Source organism: Streptacidiphilus sp. MAP12-33, from assembly GCF_041261265.1.
In the GTDB taxonomy this organism is placed as follows: Bacteria; Actinomycetota; Actinomycetes; order Streptomycetales; family Streptomycetaceae; genus Streptacidiphilus.
In genome coordinates this window covers 38,920-57,056 of record NZ_JBGCCA010000040.1, presented here as the reverse complement: position 1 = coordinate 57,056, position 18,137 = coordinate 38,920, and the positions used below count along the sequence as shown (strand labels likewise).

Genomic DNA, 18,137 nt, shown 5'->3' with positions numbered 1-18,137 from the left:
CCCGACCGACCGTTCGGTAGTGTGAAAGCACCACGGACCCGGAGGGTGTTGCTGCCATGAGCGGTACCGACAGTGCCGAAGGCGCTCCGCGCCTCTCCGCGCACTTCGACGCGACCATCGCGCACGACCAGCGCATCGAGCCGCGCGACTGGATGCCGGACGGCTACCGCGCCACGCTGGTGCGCCAGATCGCCCAGCACGCGCACAGCGAGATCATCGGCATGCAGCCGGAGGGGGAGTGGATCACCAAGGCCCCGTCCCTGCGCCGCAAGGCGATCCTCTTCGCCAAGGTGCAGGACGAGGCCGGCCACGGGCTCTACCTCTACTCCGCCGCCGAGACACTCGGCATCGACCGGGACGAGCTCACCGAGCGGCTTCTCTCCGGGCGGCAGAAGTACTCCTCGATCTTCAACTACCCCACCCTCAGCTTCGCCGACGTCGGCGTCATCGGGTGGTTCGTCGACGGCGCGGCCATCTGCAACCAGGTGCCGCTCTGCCGCTCCAGCTACGGGCCCTACGCCCGCGCCATGGTGCGGATCTGCAAGGAGGAGTCCTTCCACCAGCGCCAGGGCTACGAGCTGCTGCTGACCATGATGCGCGGCACCGAGGCCCAGCAGGCCCAGGTGCAGGACGCGGTGGACCGCTGGTGGTGGCCCTCGCTGATGATGTTCGGTCCGCCGGACGACGACTCGCCCAACAGCGCGCAGTCCATGGCCTGGAAGATCAAGCGTCACAGCAACGACGAACTGCGGCAGCGCTTCGTCGACATGACGGTGCCGCAGGCCGAGCGCCTGGGCGTCACCCTGCCCGACCCGGAGCTGCGCTGGAACGAGGAGCGTGGTCGGCACGACTTCGGCACCCCGGACTTCAGCGAGCTGATGCGCGTCATCAAGGGCGACGGTCCGTGCAACGCGGAGCGGACGGCGCGCCGCACCAAGGCGCACCAGGACGGCGCCTGGGTCCGCGAGGCCGCCGCGGCGCACGCGGCCAAGCAGCAGGCGCTGCGGGAGCAGACCAAGGAAGGAACGGCGGCATGAGCAGCAGTTGGCCCCTCTACGAGGTGTTCGTGCGCGGCAAGCGCGGCCTCAACCACGTGCACGTGGGTTCGCTGCACGCCGCGGACGAGCGGATGGCGCTGACCAACGCCCGTGACCTGTACACCCGTCGCAACGAGGGCGTCAGCATCTGGGTGGTCCGCTCCGACGCGATCACCGCGTCGACGCCGGACGAGAAGGATCCGTTCTTCTCCCCGAGTGGCGACAAGGTCTACCGCCACCCGACGTTCTACGCCATCCCCGACGACGTCCCGCACATCTAGTAGGAGCCGGTACTTCCATGAGTTCCACGAGCAGCGACGACGACCACGTCTACCTCTCGCTCGCCGAGGGGCACGCCGACGACGCGCGCTGGGCGTTCGGCACCGGCTTCGAGGACCCGCTGCACGGCGTCGACACGACCCTGCCGGCCGGTGTGGACGCCGGGGCGCTGACCGCGCTCTGCCTGGCGCTGGCCGACGACGCGCTGGTCGCGGCCCAGCGGCTGGCCCAGTGGATCACGCTGGCGCCGGAGTTGGAGGAGGAGGTCGCACTCGCCAACATCGGCCTCGACCTGCTCGGCCAGGCCCGTCTGCTCTACGCCCGCGCCGGCCAGGCGGAGGGCGCCGGCCGCGACGAGGACGCGCTCGCGTACTTCCGCGACCCGGCGCAGTTCCGCAACGTCGTGCTCGCGGAGCTGCCGAACGGCGACTTCGCGCACAGCATGGTCAAGCTGCTGCTGCTCTCCAGCTGGCGCCTCGCCCAGCTGACCCGGCTCGCCGAACACCCCGACCCGGTGCTGGCCGCCGTCGCCCGCAAGGGCGTCAGCGAACTGACCTACCACCGCGACCACGCCGCCCAGTGGGCGGTCCGCCTCGGCGACGGGACGGAGGAGTCCGCCCGCAGGATGCGGGACGCGCTCGTCGAACTGTGGCCGCACCGGGCGGAGTTGTACGTGGCCGTGCCCGAGGTGCGGGACGAGGTCGAGGACGTCCTCGCGCAGGTGCTGGACGCCGCGCGGCTGTCGGCGCCCGCCGAGGCGCCGCTCGCGACCGGTCACGGCCGCGACGGACAGCACACCGAGCACCTCGCGGAGCTGCTGGCCGAGTTGCAGAGCGTCGCCCGGGCGGATCCGGAGGCGACGTGGTGAACACGGCCCTGGTGGACGCCTGGTCGCAGGCGGCGGCGACCGCCGCGGCCTCGGCCGTGCTCGACCCCGAGCTGCCCATGCTGACCCTCGTGGACCTCGGCGTGCTGCGCGAGGTCCGGGTCGACGCCGACGGCGGCGTGACCGCCGTGCTCACGCCCACCTACACCGGCTGCCCGGCGCTCGCCGAGATGCGCGCCGACCTCGTCGCCGCGCTGCGGGCGGCAGGCTTCCCCGGCGCCCGCGTCGAGACGCAGCTCAGCCCCCCGTGGAGCACCGACGACATCACCGCCGAGGGGCGCCGCAAGCTCGCCGAGGCCGGTATCGCGCCGCCCGGCGCGGCGCCGAGGCGGACGGCCGGGCCCGTCCCGCTGACGCTCGCCCCGACGCGGGCCGCCGTCGTCCCGTGCCCGCACTGCGGCTCCGCGGACACCGAGGAGACCAGCCGTTTCGGCGCCACCGCCTGCAAGGCGCTGCGCCGCTGTCGCGCCTGCCGCGAACCCTTCGAGCAGGTCAAGGAGATCTAGTGCTGCGCACCAGCTTCCATCCGCTGACGGTCGCCGCCGTGGAGCCGCTGTGCGACGACGCCGTGGCCATCAGCTTCGACGTGCCGGACGAGCTCGCGGAGCGCTATGCCTTCCGCGCGGGCCAGTCCCTCACGCTGCGCCGGGTGATCGACGGCCGCGACGAGCGGCGCTCGTACTCGCTGTGCGCGCCCGAGGGCGGTCCGCTGCGCATCGGCGTCCGTGAGGTGCCCGGCGGCCTCTTCTCCTCCTGGCTGGTCCGCGACCTGAAGCCCGGTGACGTCGTGGAGACGCTCCCGCCGCTCGGCTCCTTCGTCCCCGACCTCTCCGCCCCGGCTCACCACGCCCTGATCGGCGCCGGTTCGGGCATCACGCCGCTGCTGTCCATCGCGGCGACGGCCCTGGCCGACCCCAAGGCGCGCGTCACCCTGCTCTACGGCAACCGCCGCAGCGACTCGGTCATGTTCGTCGACGAGCTGGCGGACCTCAAGGACCGCTACCCGGAGCGGTTCCACCTCGTGCACGTCCTCTCCCGCGAGCCGCGCGAGAGCGAGCTGCTGAGCTGCCGGCTCGACGCGGAGCATCTGCGCGCGGTGCTGACCGGCCTGGTGGACGTGGCGGGCGTGGACCACTGGTGGCTCTGCGGCCCGCTGGGCATGACGGAGGACGCCCGAGCGGTGCTTGACGCCTTCGGGGTTCCGGCCGTGCGGGTGCACCGCGAGCTCTTCTACGCCGAGGACGAGGAGCCGCCCGCGCCGGTCGCGCACGAGGATGCGGGCGTCGACGGCCCCAGCGCCCAGGTCGAGCTGACGCTCGACGGCCGCGTCACCACCCTCGCCATGCCGCTGACCGGCACCACGGTCCTCGACGCGGCCCAGCGCTCCCGCCCGGACCTGCCCTTCGCCTGCAAGGGTGGCGTCTGCGGTACCTGCCGCGCGCTGCTGTGCGAGGGCGAGGTGCGGATGCGCCGGAACTTCGCGCTGGAGGAGTCCGAGATCGAGGCCGGCTACGTCCTCACCTGCCAGGCGGAACCGGTGAGCGAGAAGGTCGTCCTCGACTTCGACAGCTGACCCTTCGCTCCCGCAGGCAGTCGCACCACCTGGGGGCGCGGGGCTCTGCCGCTGTGCGGCTCCTCCCAGAGCCTTCGGCCGGGAGGCGCCTCGAGGTGCCCCCTGCGTGGGCGCGACAAGCCACCCACATGCGGACGGTCCTCGCTGGGCAGGGCCGTCCGCATGCCGGTGGTTGCTCGTGCCCGCAGTTGATCAAGCAGAGCCCCGCGCACCACAACCGTGCAACCGCGGGTCTGCGGCGTCAGCCGCTCTTGCGGCGGAAGTTCTTCTGGCCGCCCGACTTGGCGTGGGTGCCGTGGATCTTGGACGGGTCGCCGCCACGGGCGCCGCCCGCGTCGGCCTGGGGGCCGCGCTTGCGGGCCAGCGCCTCGCGGAACTTCCGCTTGACGTCGTCCTCGGGGCCGGTGTGCTCGGCGTCGACCGGGCCCTGACCGGTGGTGTTTTCGGGGGTCGCGGCGGGGTCCGACATGGGTGCCTCCAGAGAGAAGAGCTGCACCCGACAGTCTGTCATGCCGCGGCTGACCTCGCGATCAGCATTTCCCCGGGGCGTCCGCCGCGTCCAGCCGGTCCGTCAGGCGGCCCAGGAGGCCGCGCAGTTGGCGCAGCTCGTCGGCGTCGAGGCCGGCCCGTGCGGCGACCTCCGCCGGGACCAGGGCGGCCCGCTCGCGCAGGGCCGTGCCCGCGGAAGTCGGGCTGACCAGGACGGAGCGCTCGTCGAGCGGGCTGCGCTCGCGCACCACCAGGCCCGCCGCCTCCAGCCGCTTCAGCAGCGGCGAGAGCGTGCCGGAGTCCAGCCGGAGCAGCTCCCCGAGGCGCTTGACCGTCAGCTCACCGTGCTCCCAGAGGGCCATCATCGCGAGGTACTGGGGATAGGTGAGGTTCAGGTCCCTGAGCGCGTCGCGGTAGATCGCGCCGAAGGCGCGGGTCGCGTTGTTCAAGGCGAAGCAGACCTGGTGCTCCAGGCGGAGCAGGTTCTCGGCGTCGACGGTCATGCAGGCAAGTCTACTATTGAGTTGTGCGCAATTGAATTGTGTGCTCTTATATTGCCTGAGCTTGAAGGCCGACATCCACGGAACGAGACGAGGGACCTCACCCATGAACGCCCTGTACACCGCCGTCGCCACCGCCAACGGCCGCGAGGGCCGCGCCGTCAGCTCCGACGGCATCCTCGACCTGGCCCTGGCCATGCCGCCGGCGCTCGGCGGCAACGGCGCCGGCACCAACCCCGAGCAGCTCTTCGCGGCCGGCTACGCCGCCTGCTTCGCCAGCGCCCTCGGCGCCGTCGGGCGACTGGCCAAGGTCGACACCAGCGAGGCGTCGGTCACCGCCGAGGTGACCATCGGCGCCGTCGGCGACGGCACGTACGGGCTCGCCGTGATCCTGCGCGTCGAGCTGCCGGACTCCCTCCAGAACGAGACCGGGCACGGCCTGGTCGAGCGGGCGCACGAGGTCTGCCCCTACTCCAACGCGACCCGCGGCAACATCGAGGTGCAGCTCGTCGTCGAGTAGTCGCGACAGGCGGCGCAACAGGTAGGTCGTGCAGCGCTGATCAGCGGTCGGTGCGCATGTAGGGTGGGGCCCGCAGTCTTGCGGGCCCCCGCGCGTTCGGGCGCGGGCGTTCCGCCCGTCTCGAGGGAAACGGCCCCGATGAACATCGCGTACATCCCCAGCCCTTCACAGGGTGTCTGGCACCTGGGCCCTGTGCCGATCCGCGCGTACGCGCTGTGCATCCTCGCGGGCATCGCCGCCGCGATCTGGCTGACCCGCAAGCGCTGGATCAAGCTCGGCGGCAACCCGGAGGACGTCTTCGACGTCTCGCTGTGGGCCGTGCCCTTCGGGATCGTGGGTGGCCGGCTCTACCACGTGATCACCGACCCGGAGCTGTACTTCAAGGCCGGTGAGCAGCCCATCCGCGCCCTGTACATCTGGGACGGCGGCCTCGGCATCTGGGGCGCGGTCGCGCTCGGCGCCGTCGGCGCCTGGATCGGCTGCCGCCGCAAGGGCATCCCCCTCAGCGGCTTCGCCGACGCGCTGGCGCCCGGCCTGATCCTGGCCCAGGCGATCGGCCGCTGGGGCAACTGGTTCAACCAGGAACTCTACGGCAACCCCACCAACCTGCCGTGGGGCCTGAAGATCGACAAGATCAACGCGGACGGCACCTCCGTCCACGGAGTCTTCCAGCCGACCTTCCTGTACGAGTCGCTGTGGGACCTGGCCATCGTCTTCGTGCTGCTCTACGCGGACCGCCGCTGGAAGCTGCACAACGGTCGCCTCTTCGCGCTCTACGTCTCCGGCTACACCCTCGGCCGCTTCTGGACCGAGGCGCTGCGCAGCGACCACGCCAACCGCTTCCTCGGTATGCGGCTCAACGACTGGACCGCGATCCTCCTCTTCGTGGCCGGCCTGGTCTTCCTCTTCGCGACCCGCAACAAGCCGATCCCGGAGAACCCGATCGGCGCCTCGCGGATCAACCCGCCCGCGGACGAGCCGACGGGTGCGGCGGCGGAGACCGGCACGTCGGACCAGGACCTGGACCTGGTCGAGGACCGGGACGCGGCAGGCGACGAGGCGGGCGACGAGGCACGGGACGAGAACGGCGGGCCGTCCGAGGCGAACGGGTCGGCCGGGGCGGGGCCCCGACAGCACGCCTGACCCACAGCGGACCCATCGGTTCCGGCGCTCAGCTGGGTAGCATGCCCACAGAGCCGATCAACCGGCTCCGCCGGTGTCCGGCCGGTGAGTTGGGGAGCGAAGCCGTGGGAGCGACGTGTCTGTGACAGCGGTGCTGTCGGTGGTGTTCGCGGTCTGCGCCGCGATCAGCAACGCCCTGGGCACCGTGCTGCAACGGCGGGCGGCCCTGACCGTGCCGCGTTCCCAGGGGTTCCGGCTGGGCCTGATGTGGGACCTGCTGCGCACGCCCGTGTGGCTGTTCGGGATACTCGGCGTCGTCTTCGCCGCCGCGTTCCAGGGCCTGGCCCTGGCCACCGGTCCCCTCGCCGTCGTCCAGCCGATCTTCGTGCTGGAGCTGCCGGCCGCGCTGATGATCGGCGGGATGGTCTTCCGCCGCCGTCTGCCCTCGCTCGCCTGGCTCTGGGTGGCCTGCCTGGTGGTCGGCCTGGGCCTCGCGCTCGGCGCGGCCGCGCCGAGCGGGGGATCGCTGCAACCCGCCGTCGGCCTGTGGGTGCTGGCCCTGGCCAGCTGCGGCGGCGCCATGGTCGTCCTCTGCCTCGCCGCGCTGCGCCGCCCGGTGGGCGGCGCCCGCGCCGTCTGCCTCGGCCTCGCGGCGGCCATCGGCTACGCGCTCACCGCCGCACTGATGAAGTCGGCCACGGACACCCTGGACCACCAGGGCGTCGCCGCGTTCTTCACCGCCTGGCAGACGTACGGCTTCGCCGCCGTGGGGGTCTGCGCGCTGTTCCTGCTGGAGAACGCGATGCAGGCCGGGCCACTGGTGGCCTCGCAGCCCGCACTGACCCTCGGCGACGCGCTGGTCAGCCTGTCGCTGGGCGTCACCCTCTACAACGAGACGGTGCGGGTCGGCTGGTGGCTGGTGCCGGAGGTGATCGGCGTCCTGCTGGTGGCGCTCGGCGCGGTCGGGCTCTCCAGGCTCCAGATGAAGAAGCCGCTGGAGGGCGAGACACCGGCCCGCCTGGACGGGCAGGCGCCGACGGACGGTGCGGCGACGCCGCGCACCGCCGCGCCCAACGGCCCGGACGAGGGCGGGCCGGGCGAGTCCGACGGCGCTCGTGAGAACGGCAACGTCGGAGCGGGCTAGGCGGGCGAGGGCAGCCGCCGGCTGGGGCGGGACTGCGCGAGTGAGGGCCTGGGCCGGGGAGCGGACGCGCCCGCCCGCCGAGACGGGCGGCCGGGACGGCGATGGCTTCTGGGACTGAGGCGAGAGAGCACGCGCGACGCACGGCACCATGACCGTGGGAGCCGGCGCGGGCGGTGCCGCCGCCGAACGGGTGACAAGCGTCGCGTCGCGTCACCGGTCTCGCCTGGGGGCCGCCTAGCGTCCCGTGCGTGGGGAACAGGGGCAGGACGTCGCGATCGGGATCGGCCGGGGGTCCGGTGGGCCCGCCGGGCGCGTCCGGGGCCGGGGGCGGCCGCAGGGTCGAGCCGTCCGTCACCTGGCGCGGGCTCAAGCGCTACGCCGCCGCTACGTGCGGCCGCCGGTCGCCGACACCGTCCTGGCCGCCGACGAGGCGGGTCAGGAGTGGACTCGGCGACATCGCCGCGCTCCTCTGCTCCGTCGGCGTCGAACTGCTCCGCGCGGGCGGTCGCACCGCCGACGTCGCGGGCGAGCTCCGCGACATCGCCGCGCGCTACGGCATGCAGGCGCGCAGCTTCGTCGTCCCGACGGGGCTGTTCGTCCGCGTCGGCGCGGGGCCGCAGGGCGTCGGCGGAGAGCTGGACTTCGCCCCCGTCGACGGACCGGACCTGCGGCTGGACCAGGTCGAGGCGCTGCTCGGCCTGACCGCCCGGATGCGCGCCGAGCGCGTCCCCTTCGAGGAGGCGACGCGGGCGCTGCGCACGCTGCGGGACATGCCGGAACGGTTCAGCCCGGCCGCCGTCTTCTCCGGCTACGCGCTGCTGACCGTCGGCCTCGGCGTGATCCTGCACGCCACCGTGCCGGCGGCGAGGCGCGGGCCGAGGAGGGTTGAGGGCCGCCGCGCGTCGGGGTGCAGGTAGCGGTCCACCGCGACGGCGGCGGCGCGTCCCGCACGGTTCGCGCCGATCGTGCTGGCGGAGGGGCCGTAGCCGACCAGATGGATCCGCGGGTCGCGAGCCGCCTGCGTGCCGTCCATCCGGATGCCTCCGCCCGTCTCGCGCAGTCCGAGCGGCGCGAGGTGCCCGACGGCCGCGCGGAAGCCGGTGGCCCAGACGATCGCGTCGACCCGCTCCTCCTGCCCGTCGGCCCAGACCACGCCCGTCTCGGTGATCCGCGCGAACATCGGCAGCCGGTGCAGCGCGTCCAGCTCACGGGCGCGCAGCAACGCGGGGGAGGGCGGGAGTCCCGTCACCGAGACCACACTGGCCGGCGGCAGACCCGCCCGCACCCGCTGCTCCACCATCGCTACGGCGGCGCGCCCGAGCTCCTCGGGGACGAAGCGCTCCTCGCGGAAGACGGGCGGCCGTCGCGTCACCCAGAGTGTCCGGGCCACGGCTGCGGTCTCCGCGAGGATCTGGATCGCCGAGGCGCCGCCTCCGACGACCAGCACCGTCCGGCCCCGGAACTCGGCCGGCCCCTGATAGGCGGAGCTGTGCAGCATCCGGCCCCGGAACCGCTCGGCGCCGGGGTAGCGGGGCACGAACGGGCGGGTCCAGGTGCCGGTCGCGTTCACCAGCGCGCGGGTCGCGTAGGTGCCCCGGTCGGTCGCGACCAGCAGGCGCGCTCGCGGGTCGGCGGACACCGGGCGGACGGAGGTGACGGTGACGGGCCTCAGGACGGGGAGCTCGTTGTCCCGCTCGTAGGCGGCGAAGTAGTCCGGCAGCACGTCCCGCGCGGGGCGCTCGGGAGCGAGCGGCGGCAGGGGCGCGTCCGGCAGCTCGTGGAAGCCGTGGACCATCGCCATCGTGAGTGTCGGCGGCCGGTGCTGCCAGGCGCCTCCCGGCGCGGAGTCGCCGTCCAGCACCACGAAGTCGTCGAAAGGCCGCAGGCCGCGCCGACGCAGATGGTAGGCGGCGGCCAGGCCCGCCTGGCCCGCGCCGACGACGACCGCCTGCAGGGTGGTTGCGCTCTCAACAGTCACGCACGTGAAACACCTGCGGTGGGCCGGGGCTTCCCGGGGCCGGGCCGCCGGGACCTTGGACCGTCGGAGAGGGGTCGTTCGGCGGGCGGGACCGCGGGCCCGGCCACCCAGGATGGGGATCATGCGAACCATCCCCCGAAAGCTGCTCGTCGCCGGTCTCGTGGCGGCCGCGCTCGCCGCGCTGGCCGCCTGCGGCTCCGAGCAGGACGCCGCGGACGCGCCCCCCGCGTCGACGGCCCCCGCCACGACCCCTCCGGCGGCGAACACGCCCACCCCCAGCACCCCCACGCCCGCTGCGCCCACGCCGGAGAAGGGCACCCCGACGCCCCCGCGCGACGCCGCGGAGCGCGGCCGCGACATCGGCCGCGACGCGGAACGCCGTGGCCGCGACACGGGCGAGCAGTGGCGCCAGTACGGCGAGAGCTGGCGCCGCTGAGGCGCCCCCGGGGGGGGGCGCCAGGCTCTGCCGATCCGCGGCTCCGCCGCGGGGCGGGACAATCCCCCAGCCTTCGGCCGGGAGGTATTCCGAGGCGCCCCCTTCCACGTCGGTAGAGCCCCGAACGCGCAGGGCCGTCCGCTCATCAGTGGTGTCTCGCGCCCCGCGGCGGAGCCGCTGATCAGCAGAGCCCCGCGCCCCTGAGGTGAGTGCGACTGGGCGTGGCGGTTCGGCGGACGCGCCCACGGGTGAGAGCGTGGGCAACTGCGACAAACAGGGAGGAAAAGCATGTCTTCGACCGCGGAGCAGGAGCGGATTCCCGACGTCATCGTCGTCGGAGTCGACGGCTCGCCGCACGCCGCCGAGGCGCTGCGCGCAGCCGTCCGTCAGGCGGAGCTCACCGACAGCCTGGTGCACGCCGTCCTGGCGTGGGAGTGGCCGAGCATCTTCTCGGTGCCCGAGCCCCCGCCCGGCCAGGAGGGCAGGACCTTCGAGGAGCAGGCCGAGCACCGCCTCGCCGCCGCGGTCGCCGAGGTCGCGCCCGGGCCGCAGCCGCGGATCCGGCGACGGGTGGTGCAGGGGAGCCCCACCCAGGTGCTGCTGGACGCCGCACAGGACGCGCAACTGCTCGTCGTCGGCAACCGCGGCTACGGCGGGTTCAAGGGGATCATGCTGGGTTCGGTGAGCCAGCACCTGGCGCAGTACGCGCCCTGCTCGGTGCTGATCGTCCGGGCCGGCCAGGACCGCTGATCAGGCCTGACCGGTCTCGAAACGGCGCACGTGGCCGTCGTGGACGTCGAAGTGCCAGACGGTGCTCATCTCGCCCCAGGTGTCGTTGCGGAACCTGGCCAGCAGGGTGTGCCCGCCGTCGGACTCCTTCTGGACGTCCATGCGGCCGCCCGCGTCGAAGATCTCGCGGTCGATCCACTCCTGCAGGTTCCGCTCCGAGCCGTCGTCGGTCATCGTCGCGTCGGCGGTGAGCAGGCCCACGAAGGCGTCGCGGTCGTGGCCGTTGATCGCCTCGACAAGGCTGCGGACCACGGGGTCGGAGAGTTTCGCGGTGGCGATGGTCATGCCCTCCAGCGAACACCCGCCGTGCGGAGGCCGCAGTGTGCGTGCGGCCGTTCAGGGCACTGCCGGTGCGTCGCCCCCGCCGACGAGGCGCAGCGCCTCCGCCACGATGCCGTCGAGGTCGTCCCGGTGCGCGCCGCGCCAGTAGGCCTGGCCGCAGGCGGTGCACAGGGCGAAGGTGTCGTAGGAGCGCTCGGTGCCGGCGCGCAGTTGCGGGCGGACCTCCTCCAGCGTGGCCGGGCGCAGCTCGCCGTTGCAGGCGGTGCAGCGGGTCCACGGCGCCAGCGGGGGAGCGAACCGCTCCAGGACGTCGGTGAGCTGCTCCTCGGGGCGGTGACTGTAGACGTACGCGCCCGCCCACAGCTCGCGGCGGTGCAGCAACCCCCGGTCGCGTGAGAGCATCACGCGCTGCTCCCGCGCCGACTGCGCGGCCAGCGCGGCGTCGCCGATGTCGAGGCGCTCGTAGGCGGCGTCCACGCCGAGCAGCCGCAGGCGCCGGGCGAGGGTGCCGAGATGGACGTCGAGCAGGAACCGGGCCGGGCCGGGCAGGGGCTGCGGCCGGACGACGGGGGAGACGTGGACCCGCTCGCCCGCGGCGGGCACGTGGCCGACCGCGCACGGCAGGCCGTCGAGCGTCAGCGCGCCGACCTCGGTGAGCGGCACACCGAGGGACTCGACGACGTGGCCCAGCGTGGACGAGCCGTCGGTGCGCACGCGGGCGCCCTCCGCGGCCCGGCGCGGTGCCGAGACGAAGACGTGCAGCTCGGGGGCGAAACTGATGATGATCTCCGGTCCGTCCACGCGGCCAGCATGGCACCGCCGCCGTGATCGACGCCAGCGCCTTTTGCCCGGATCCCCGAGGACGGGCCCGCTTGTCGGTGGCGGTGGCTAGCGTGGTCCCCATGCGAGCAGACAGCACCTTCTCCGTCGTCAGCATGACGCCCGTTTCCGCCGGTGAGCTCACGGGCAAGGTCACCACGGCCCTGGCCACCGGTGTCTCCACCATGGAGAAGCACTACGCGGGCGCCGTCGAGGGCCACTCCGAGACCCTCTTCACCGCCGCCTACGACGTGGCGCGCGGCATCGGCACGTACCTGGCCATGGAGTCCTTCGAGGGCACGGTGGACGGCCGCTCCGGCACGTTCAACTTCGCGCACTCGGCGTCGACGACGGGCGCGGACCGGCGCGACGAGTTCTTCGTGCTCGTGCCCGGCAGCGGTACCGGGGAGCTGGAGGGCATAACCGGCATCGGTGGGCTCTCCGTGGACGCCGACGGCACCCACCGGTTCTGGCTGGACTACACGCTGGGCTGATCCACGGGCGGGGCTGATCCTGCCCCTCCGCTCTAAAGGCCGGGCTGATCCTGCCCGTCCGCCTTCTCGTGCATCTCGAACCAGACGAGCTTGCCCTCGCCGCTGGGGCGCACGCCCCAGCTGTCGGCGAGCAGGTCCAGCAGGACCAGGCCGCGTCCGGAGGAGGCCATCTCGCCGGGGGACCGGCGGTGCGGCAGCTCGTCGCTGCCGTCCGAGACCTCGATGCGCAGCCGGCGTTCGCCGGGCGGGCCGGACAGCTCGGCGACCAGCGCGCCCTCCTGGTCGGTGTGCAGCAGCACGTTGGTCAGCAGCTCGGAGACGAGCAGCACGGCGGCGTCGGCCGCGTCGGGGCTGTTCCAGTCCTGAAGGATCGCGCGCAGCTCGCGGCGCGCGGCGCCGACGCGGGCGGGCTGCCCCTGACCGACGGTCAGCACGAGCCGGCGCCCGACGGGCTTGGGCGCGCCGTCGATCGGGTCGCGGCGGAGCAGCAGCAGGGCGATGTCGTCCTCGCGGCGGTCCGCGAGGCGGCCCGCCCCGTGATGGGAGCTCGGGCCGTGCACGGCGCGGATCAGGGCGTCCGCCATGCCCTCCAGGTCCCCCGCGGGGCCCGGCGCCATGACGTCGCGGACGCGTACCCAGCCGCTGAACATGTCGTGCCCGCCGGTCTCGATCAGACCGTCGGTGCACACCATGAGTACCTCGCCGACCTGCAGTTCCACCTCGGTGACGGGGTAGTCCTCGCCCTCGGGGGCCAGGCCCAGCGGCAGGCCGCCGTCGACGTGGCGGATCACCGTCGTCCCGTCCGGCATCCGCAGCACCGGGTGCGGGTGGCCCGCGCGGGCGATCTCCAGACGGCCGCGGGCCGGGTCGGCCTCGATGTAGAGGCAGGTGGCGAACCGGTCCTCGTCGACACTGGCGAGGAAGCGGGAGGCGCGGGAGAGGACGGCGTCGGGCCGGTGGCCCTCGACGGCGTAGGCGTGGACGGCGGTCCGCAGCCGGGACATCACCCCGGCGGCGTGCACGTCGTGGCCCTGCACATCACCGACCACGAACGCGATCCGGCCGCCCGGCAGGTCGATGACGTCGTACCAGTCGCCGCCGACCAGCAGCCCGCCGCCGGTGGGGACGTAGCGGGCGGTCACGGTCAGCCCGTCGATCTCACGCGCGGAGTCGCCCATGCTGCGCCGCAGACCTCGGGAGAGGGCGCGCTCGGCCTCGTTGGTGTGGGCACGCTCCAGCGCCTGGGAGAGCATCCGGGCCACGGTCGAGAGCACGGCCCGCTCGTCGGGGGTGAACGCCACCGGCGTCTCGAATGCCGCCAGCCAGGCGCCCGTCGTGCGGCCCGCCGTCACCAGCGGGAGGAAGGCCCAGGACGTCCGGTGGAATCCGGCCGCCAGCGGCCAGGTCGCGGGGAAGCGCCGCTGGTACTCGGCGGGGGAGGAGAGGTAGATCGGCCGTCCGGTGCGGACGACCTGTGCCGCCGGGTACTCGGTGTCCAGCGGCATCTCGAACGGTGTGGCCTGCGCCGAGGTGTGGCCGTGCTGGCCGACCACGGTGAGCAGGGTGCCGCTGACGCCGAAGACGGCCTGTCCGTCGGGGGAGAAGCCCGGCATGGCCAGGGTCGCGGCGACCCGCAGCACCTCGCTGGTCGTGCCGGCCTCGGCCAGTGCGCGTCCCGCGTCCAGCAGGAAGGCCTCGCGCGAGCGGCGCAGGTCGGCGGCGGGGAGCAACGGCGCGGCCGAGGGGAGTGTGTTGAGCTCGCTGATCTGGCGATGTTCGCGCTCCCGCTCGTCGGCGAGCGCGGTGGGGCCCTGCTGCGGCGTGGAGATGACGGAGGGCCGGCCCGGTTGCGGCCGGTCGGCGGTGTCGGTGTGGGGCGCGCGGGCGTCGGTGGCCGCGGTGGGGAGTGCCGGTGGGACGACCCGGCCGCCGCCGAGGAGAGGGGAGAAGCCGGGCGCGGCGCTGGCGTCGGTGCCGCAGTAGCGGGAGTGCCCGTCCAGGACGGTCCCCTGGAGGGTGAACGGGGTGCCCGCGGGGCCGGGGGATATCTGCAGGTGCAGTTCGCGCAGCAGGCGCCCCTCGGGGGAGACCAGGCGTACCCGCACGTCGTCCGGGCGCTGCTCGCTCGCGATCAGCTGGGCCATTTCGCTGAGGCGGACGAAGTCCTCGCCGTGCAGGCGGGCCCGGATGGTCGCGGCGGTCGGCATCGGCCCTTCGGGCGGCAGCCCGAGCAGTTCGCGGGTGCGCGCGTCGGCCTCGACCACTCCCTCGGTGCGGTTCCACCGCCACACCCCGATGCCGACGGAGGCGACGACCGCGGCGGTCAGCTCGGCGTTGGCGGTGGCGGCGGTGGGGCGCGCGACCGGGTGCGCGACCGGGTCTGATGCGCTCGCCATCGGCAGGCCCCTTCGACTACGGATTTATGCGCTTACCTTACGACTCGGTAGCCCCTCGGGTCGCGGCGACCACAGCGATCTTCGAGGGAATTTTGCCTCAGAGGCAAGAAGGTTGTCTCCGGGGCCGGAAGGGTGTCCACTGGAGCCATGGACGACAGAGCTCCGGGCGACCCGGAGATCGATCTGCGGTCCGAGGACCTCCCCGGACTCGGAGCCCGCCTGCGCGAGCGCCGCCTGCGCAGCGGGCTGACGCTGGAGACCGCCGCCGCGCGTGTCGGTCTCTCCCCGGCCCACCTCTCCCGGCTGGAGACCGCCAAGCGGCAGCCCTCCCTGCCGGTGCTGCTGGGTCTCTCCCGAGCTTACGCCGTCCCCCTCGACGTTCTGCTCGGGGAGGCACCCTCCACGGCCGCCGCAGTGACGCGCGGCGGCAGCGCGGAGCCCAGCGTGGCGGGCGGCTGGACCTACCGCCCGGCGGGCGCGCCCGGCCGCGCGATGCAGGCCCTGCGCGTGCACGTGCCGCCCGGTACCCAGGACGCGGTCGTCCGGGTCCACCCGGGTGAGGAGTGGCTCTACGTCCTGAGCGGCCGCCTGCTGCTCACCCTCGACCGCGAACGACACCTGCTGGAGCCGGGCGACTCCGCCCACTTCGACTCCATGCGCCCGCACCGCCTGGTGGCGGACACGCCGTCAGGAACCGACCTGCTCTTCCTGCACACGCTGCTGCAGAGCCCGACCTCGGAGTTGTGCCTTGGCTGACCACCTCGTCGACCACATCGCGGACCACATCCCCTTCCGCGGAACCATGCACGCCGCCGACGTCCCCGGCGTCGAGGACGGCGCGGAGACCACGGCGCGCCGCGTGAACGTCCGGGTCTTCATCTACGTGATCGGACTGCACCTCTTCGGCGCCTTCGTCATGCTGCTCTTCTACACCGGCTCGCACCGGGGCTGAGGCCCTGGCGGCCGGCCCGCTCAGGGCAGCCGGGCGGCGAGCTCCGCGGAGGTCTGCGGGGTGGAGAACATCGGGAAGTCGTAGGTGATGGCGTTCTCGTGCTCCTCCTTGGAGACCGCCGCCATGCAGTCCGTCAGGGTGACGACCCGGTAGCCGTTCTCGTAGCCGGTCCGCATCGTCGACTCGACGCAGCAGTTGGTGAGGAACCCCGCGATCACCAGTGTGGTGATGCCCTTGCTGCGCAGGATGAAGTCGAGGTTGGTGCTGGCGAAGGTGTCCAGGCCGCGCTTGCCCTCCACCACGATGTCGCCCGGCCGCGGGGCGAGCGCGTCGGCGATCTCCGCACCCCAGGTGCCCTTGACGAAGGCGTTGCCGTCGACGACGCCCTTGAGGATGCCGTAGGGGTGCCGGGTGATCTCGTGGTAGCCCGGCGCGAAGGAGATCGGGGCGTGGACGATCGTCACCCCAGCGGCGCGGGCGGAGTCGACCAGGGCACGGGTGTTGTCGAGCATGCCCGTGGCCTCCATGACCGGGCGCACGGCCTCGTGCAGCACCCCGCCCTCGGAGACGAACTCGTTCTGGAACTCGATCAGGAGCAGTGCGGTGGTGGCCGGTTCGAGAGTCGTCATGGCCTCCACTCAAGCACGCGCGGCGGGCGGTGACGAGACCGCTTGCGGGTGATCCGCCGGCCGCTGCTCGGGGCTCCGCTGAGGGCCCCGCTGCTGAGGGAGGTGGGCGTCCACGCGGCGGCGCACCAGGACGGCGAGACGGTCGTGCTCGCGCGCCAGGCGGCGGGTCTCCGCGTCCAGTGTGACGACGCACGCCTCGGCGGCGTCCACGCGCGCCTGGAGCGCGCGGAGCGCGTCCGCCGACACCTGCGCACGGCGGCGCAGCACCCAACCGGTCATGGCGGCACCGATCACGACGACGCCCACAAAAGCCCACATGTCTTGATCTTGTTGGCTGGGCTGACGGGTGAACAGGGCGCGGATACTCAGAAGGGGTTGGGTAATCGCGCGTAAGTAGCAGGGGCGAACTCCCGTTCACGGGTGGCGCCCGCCGTTCGGGCGATTCGGCCGGGACACGGCGGCCGGGCTCACCTCGCACGGCACCCCCGGTCCGAGCATGGTCGCGGGGCTGCCGCGCGCACCGAGCTGCGGAGGGTCCCGCGGACACCGAAAAGAGGACGCTGCATGCGGAGAACCGTCAGGCTCGCTGCCGCGATCACCACGGCCGCCGTGGCACTCGTCGGACCGGCGCTCGTCGCCGGCCCCGCCGCCCAGGCGGCGACCCCGGACCGGCCGCACGACCGGTCGGTGAAGGTCGCCATGACCAACGCGGGCTTCACCCTCCCCAAGGAGGTCCGGGCCGGCTTCGTGACCTTCGACGTCAGCACGAAGGACGCCACCGGGCACGACCTTCAGGGCGTGCAGCTCCACAAGGGTGTGACCCGGGCGAAGCTCGTCGCCGACATCCGTGAGGCGCTCAACCCCGACCCGAAGAAGGCCGCCGCCGGCATCCGGCACGTCCAGCGCGACGCGACGCTGGTGGGCGGGGCCGCCGTCGAGCCCAGCACCGATGTCGAGGACACCATCCCGCTCTGCCAGGGCACCTACTGGTTCTTCGACTTCGGCCAGTTCTTCGTCCCGAACGCGCCGCCGCCGGTCTTCCACCGCCTCGACGTCAAGGGCCCGTTCCACGACCGGACGCCCCACTTCGACGCCGTGATCGACCAGGTGGACACCAAGGCCGGCCCGCGCTTCGTCGCGCCGGACCGGCTCAGGGACGGTGCCACCTACCTGGTGCACAACAAGGCCCCCGAGATCCACGAGCTGATGTTCCAGCGGGTCAACCCCGGGACGACCGACCACGACCTCACGGTCTTCCTGACCACCGGCAAGGGCAAGAACCCCTTCGCGGAGGCGGTGTCCCGGGGAGCGTCGGCCCAGTCGCCCGGCCGCTTCCAGCTGCTCAGGTTCCACCCGAAGAAGGGCCACTACGCGTTGCTCTGCTTCATCCCGGACGACCAGTCCGGCATCCCGCACGCCATCCTCGGCATGCACAAGGTCGTCCGCCTCGGCTGACGGCTCCTATCCGGTCGCGCGGGGGTGGCTCGGCTCGTAGAGAGCCAGGTCGCCCCCGCCCGGCAGGCGCAGGCCGGTCAGCAGTCCCCAGGCGAGCTGCTCCACCGGGCGGGTGAACTCCACGCCCTTGGCCTGCAGCTCGGCCATCGTCCCCATCAGGTCGTCGCACATGAGCATCAGCTCGTGCGAGTGGACCGAGGAGGCGGGGTGGAAGGCGATCTCCGCCGGTGGGGCCTGGAAGATCAGCCAGCCGCGGCCCGCGTCCACGTGGGGCAGGCCGAGCACGTCGCGGAAGAAGGCCCGGTCGGCCTCCGCGTCGCTGGTGTAGACGACCACATGCGCACCATTGATCACGTT

Annotated in this window: 24 protein-coding genes; 15 read left to right on the top strand and 9 right to left on the bottom strand. The window is 73.2% G+C overall.

Annotated features, from left to right (window positions below; all coding sequences use genetic code 11):
• Positions 1–56: 56 nt before the first annotated feature.
• Genes paaA through paaE form a run of 5 tightly spaced genes read left to right on the top strand, consistent with a single transcriptional unit; the run spans position 57 to position 3,775 of the window.
• Positions 57–1,037 carry a 1,2-phenylacetyl-CoA epoxidase subunit PaaA gene (gene paaA, locus ABH931_RS32560; RefSeq protein ID WP_370121418.1) on the top strand — a complete coding sequence of 327 codons (981 nt, stop codon included), beginning with the start codon at positions 57–59 and terminating at the stop codon, positions 1,035–1,037.
• Entirely contained in the window at positions 1,034–1,318 is a 285-nt protein-coding gene (gene paaB / locus ABH931_RS32555; protein ID WP_042455915.1) for a 1,2-phenylacetyl-CoA epoxidase subunit PaaB, read from the top strand. Before paaA ends, paaB begins: the two co-directional genes overlap by 4 nt.
• A 17-nt stretch (positions 1,319–1,335) precedes the next feature.
• Entirely contained in the window at positions 1,336–2,184 is an 849-nt protein-coding gene (gene paaC, locus ABH931_RS32550) for a 1,2-phenylacetyl-CoA epoxidase subunit PaaC (RefSeq protein WP_370121415.1), read from the top strand.
• Positions 2,181–2,708, top strand: a complete 528-nt coding sequence (paaD, locus tag ABH931_RS32545) for a 1,2-phenylacetyl-CoA epoxidase subunit PaaD (protein ID WP_370121531.1) — start codon at positions 2,181–2,183, stop codon at positions 2,706–2,708. Before paaC ends, paaD begins: the two co-directional genes overlap by 4 nt.
• On the top strand, positions 2,708–3,775 hold the full coding sequence (gene paaE / locus ABH931_RS32540; RefSeq protein ID WP_370121412.1) for a 1,2-phenylacetyl-CoA epoxidase subunit PaaE: 1,068 nt from the start codon (positions 2,708–2,710) through the stop codon (positions 3,773–3,775). Before paaD ends, paaE begins: the two co-directional genes overlap by 1 nt.
• 241 nt (positions 3,776–4,016) lie before the next feature.
• On the opposite strand, the gene ABH931_RS32535 is transcribed toward paaE, so the two are convergent.
• Positions 4,017–4,244, bottom strand: coding sequence for a DUF5302 domain-containing protein (locus ABH931_RS32535; protein ID WP_370121410.1), 228 nt, complete (start codon positions 4,242–4,244; stop codon positions 4,017–4,019).
• A gap of 61 nt (positions 4,245–4,305) precedes the next feature.
• Positions 4,306–4,767, bottom strand: a complete 462-nt coding sequence (locus tag ABH931_RS32530; protein WP_370121407.1) for a MarR family winged helix-turn-helix transcriptional regulator — start codon at positions 4,765–4,767, stop codon at positions 4,306–4,308.
• Between the two features lie 103 nt (positions 4,768–4,870).
• Between ABH931_RS32530 and ABH931_RS32525 the strand changes: the two genes are divergently transcribed.
• The 4 genes from ABH931_RS32525 (at position 4,871) to ABH931_RS32510 (ending at position 8,467) form a co-directional block, all read left to right on the top strand.
• The gene (locus ABH931_RS32525; protein ID WP_370121404.1) at positions 4,871–5,284 is read left to right on the top strand and encodes an organic hydroperoxide resistance protein; all 414 of its coding nucleotides are present in this window, start codon (positions 4,871–4,873) and stop codon (positions 5,282–5,284) included.
• 138 nt (positions 5,285–5,422) lie between these two features.
• Complete coding sequence (gene lgt / locus ABH931_RS32520) at positions 5,423–6,427, top strand: prolipoprotein diacylglyceryl transferase (protein WP_370121401.1); 1,005 nt, start codon at positions 5,423–5,425, stop codon at positions 6,425–6,427.
• A 121-nt stretch (positions 6,428–6,548) separates the two neighbouring features.
• Positions 6,549–7,550, top strand: a complete 1,002-nt coding sequence (locus tag ABH931_RS32515) for a DMT family transporter (RefSeq protein WP_370121528.1) — start codon at positions 6,549–6,551, stop codon at positions 7,548–7,550.
• A 248-nt stretch (positions 7,551–7,798) separates the two neighbouring features.
• Positions 7,799–8,467 (top strand): threonine/serine exporter family protein, encoded by a 669-nt coding sequence (locus ABH931_RS32510; protein ID WP_370121398.1) that lies wholly within the window; start codon positions 7,799–7,801, stop codon positions 8,465–8,467.
• On the opposite strand, the gene ABH931_RS32505 is transcribed toward ABH931_RS32510, so the two are convergent.
• The gene (locus tag ABH931_RS32505) at positions 8,359–9,528 is read right to left on the bottom strand and encodes an NAD(P)-binding domain-containing protein (RefSeq protein WP_370121395.1); all 1,170 of its coding nucleotides are present in this window, start codon (positions 9,526–9,528) and stop codon (positions 8,359–8,361) included. The two genes, ABH931_RS32510 and ABH931_RS32505, sit on opposite strands and share 109 nt — an antisense overlap.
• 121 nt (positions 9,529–9,649) lie before the next feature.
• Here ABH931_RS32505 and ABH931_RS32500 point away from each other — a divergent pair, with 121 nt between their 5' ends.
• Together ABH931_RS32500 and ABH931_RS32495 are read left to right on the top strand one after the other, a co-directional pair.
• Positions 9,650–9,964, top strand: coding sequence for a hypothetical protein (locus ABH931_RS32500; RefSeq protein WP_370121393.1), 315 nt, complete (start codon positions 9,650–9,652; stop codon positions 9,962–9,964).
• A 288-nt stretch (positions 9,965–10,252) separates the two neighbouring features.
• Positions 10,253–10,714 carry a universal stress protein gene (locus ABH931_RS32495; protein WP_370121390.1) on the top strand — a complete coding sequence of 154 codons (462 nt, stop codon included), beginning with the start codon at positions 10,253–10,255 and terminating at the stop codon, positions 10,712–10,714.
• Here the strand turns inward: ABH931_RS32495 and ABH931_RS32490 are convergent, their stop codons facing one another.
• Positions 10,715–11,038 carry a nuclear transport factor 2 family protein gene (locus tag ABH931_RS32490; protein WP_370121387.1) on the bottom strand — a complete coding sequence of 108 codons (324 nt, stop codon included), beginning with the start codon at positions 11,036–11,038 and terminating at the stop codon, positions 10,715–10,717.
• Positions 11,039–11,089: 51 nt separating this feature from the next.
• Positions 11,090–11,836, bottom strand: coding sequence for a Mut7-C RNAse domain-containing protein (locus tag ABH931_RS32485; RefSeq protein ID WP_370121385.1), 747 nt, complete (start codon positions 11,834–11,836; stop codon positions 11,090–11,092).
• A gap of 101 nt (positions 11,837–11,937) precedes the next feature.
• Here ABH931_RS32485 and ABH931_RS32480 point away from each other — a divergent pair, with 101 nt between their 5' ends.
• Positions 11,938–12,348, top strand: a complete 411-nt coding sequence (locus ABH931_RS32480; protein ID WP_370121382.1) for a DUF3224 domain-containing protein — start codon at positions 11,938–11,940, stop codon at positions 12,346–12,348.
• Between the two features lie 32 nt (positions 12,349–12,380).
• Here the strand turns inward: ABH931_RS32480 and ABH931_RS32475 are convergent, their stop codons facing one another.
• Complete coding sequence (locus tag ABH931_RS32475; RefSeq protein ID WP_370121379.1) at positions 12,381–14,744, bottom strand: SpoIIE family protein phosphatase; 2,364 nt, start codon at positions 14,742–14,744, stop codon at positions 12,381–12,383.
• Between the two features lie 147 nt (positions 14,745–14,891).
• Here ABH931_RS32475 and ABH931_RS32470 point away from each other — a divergent pair, with 147 nt between their 5' ends.
• On the top strand, positions 14,892–15,500 hold the full coding sequence (locus ABH931_RS32470; protein WP_370121376.1) for a helix-turn-helix domain-containing protein: 609 nt from the start codon (positions 14,892–14,894) through the stop codon (positions 15,498–15,500).
• A complete protein-coding gene (locus ABH931_RS32465) occupies positions 15,493–15,696 on the top strand; it encodes a DUF6126 family protein (RefSeq protein ID WP_370121373.1) in 204 nt (67 codons plus the stop codon). Before ABH931_RS32470 ends, ABH931_RS32465 begins: the two co-directional genes overlap by 8 nt.
• 20 nt (positions 15,697–15,716) lie before the next feature.
• On the opposite strand, the gene ABH931_RS32460 is transcribed toward ABH931_RS32465, so the two are convergent.
• Together ABH931_RS32460 and ABH931_RS32455 are read right to left on the bottom strand one after the other, a co-directional pair.
• Positions 15,717–16,325 (bottom strand): cysteine hydrolase, encoded by a 609-nt coding sequence (locus tag ABH931_RS32460; RefSeq protein WP_370121370.1) that lies wholly within the window; start codon positions 16,323–16,325, stop codon positions 15,717–15,719.
• A 9-nt stretch (positions 16,326–16,334) separates the two neighbouring features.
• Entirely contained in the window at positions 16,335–16,643 is a 309-nt protein-coding gene (locus tag ABH931_RS32455; protein WP_370121367.1) for a hypothetical protein, read from the bottom strand.
• 246 nt (positions 16,644–16,889) lie between these two features.
• On the opposite strand from ABH931_RS32455, the gene ABH931_RS32450 reads away from it, so the two are divergent.
• A complete protein-coding gene (locus tag ABH931_RS32450) occupies positions 16,890–17,780 on the top strand; it encodes a hypothetical protein (protein ID WP_370121364.1) in 891 nt (296 codons plus the stop codon).
• Between the two features lie 6 nt (positions 17,781–17,786).
• Here the strand turns inward: ABH931_RS32450 and ABH931_RS32445 are convergent, their stop codons facing one another.
• Entirely contained in the window at positions 17,787–18,134 is a 348-nt protein-coding gene (locus ABH931_RS32445; protein WP_370121361.1) for a VOC family protein, read from the bottom strand.
• Positions 18,135–18,137: the final 3 nt, after the last annotated feature.

What these genes read in the sequence shown, in the direction of transcription:
- paaA (WP_370121418.1), top strand. Translation starts at nt 57, where the DNA reads ATGAGCGGTACCGACAGTGCCGAAGGCGCTCCGCGCCTCTCCGCGCAC.
- paaB (WP_042455915.1), top strand. Translation starts at nt 1,034, where the DNA reads ATGAGCAGCAGTTGGCCCCTCTACGAGGTGTTCGTGCGCGGCAAGCGC.
- paaC (WP_370121415.1), top strand. Translation starts at nt 1,336, where the DNA reads ATGAGTTCCACGAGCAGCGACGACGACCACGTCTACCTCTCGCTCGCC.
- ABH931_RS32535 (WP_370121410.1), bottom strand. Translation starts at nt 4,244, where the DNA reads ATGTCGGACCCCGCCGCGACCCCCGAAAACACCACCGGTCAGGGCCCG.
- ABH931_RS32530 (WP_370121407.1), bottom strand. Translation starts at nt 4,767, where the DNA reads ATGACCGTCGACGCCGAGAACCTGCTCCGCCTGGAGCACCAGGTCTGC.
- ABH931_RS32525 (WP_370121404.1), top strand. Translation starts at nt 4,871, where the DNA reads ATGAACGCCCTGTACACCGCCGTCGCCACCGCCAACGGCCGCGAGGGC.
- lgt (WP_370121401.1), top strand. Translation starts at nt 5,423, where the DNA reads ATGAACATCGCGTACATCCCCAGCCCTTCACAGGGTGTCTGGCACCTG.
- ABH931_RS32500 (WP_370121393.1), top strand. Translation starts at nt 9,650, where the DNA reads ATGCGAACCATCCCCCGAAAGCTGCTCGTCGCCGGTCTCGTGGCGGCC.
- ABH931_RS32495 (WP_370121390.1), top strand. Translation starts at nt 10,253, where the DNA reads ATGTCTTCGACCGCGGAGCAGGAGCGGATTCCCGACGTCATCGTCGTC.
- ABH931_RS32490 (WP_370121387.1), bottom strand. Translation starts at nt 11,038, where the DNA reads ATGACCATCGCCACCGCGAAACTCTCCGACCCCGTGGTCCGCAGCCTT.
- ABH931_RS32480 (WP_370121382.1), top strand. Translation starts at nt 11,938, where the DNA reads ATGCGAGCAGACAGCACCTTCTCCGTCGTCAGCATGACGCCCGTTTCC.
- ABH931_RS32475 (WP_370121379.1), bottom strand. Translation starts at nt 14,744, where the DNA reads ATGGCGAGCGCATCAGACCCGGTCGCGCACCCGGTCGCGCGCCCCACC.
- ABH931_RS32470 (WP_370121376.1), top strand. Translation starts at nt 14,892, where the DNA reads ATGGACGACAGAGCTCCGGGCGACCCGGAGATCGATCTGCGGTCCGAG.
- ABH931_RS32460 (WP_370121370.1), bottom strand. Translation starts at nt 16,325, where the DNA reads ATGACGACTCTCGAACCGGCCACCACCGCACTGCTCCTGATCGAGTTC.
- ABH931_RS32455 (WP_370121367.1), bottom strand. Translation starts at nt 16,643, where the DNA reads ATGTGGGCTTTTGTGGGCGTCGTCGTGATCGGTGCCGCCATGACCGGT.
- ABH931_RS32450 (WP_370121364.1), top strand. Translation starts at nt 16,890, where the DNA reads ATGCGGAGAACCGTCAGGCTCGCTGCCGCGATCACCACGGCCGCCGTG.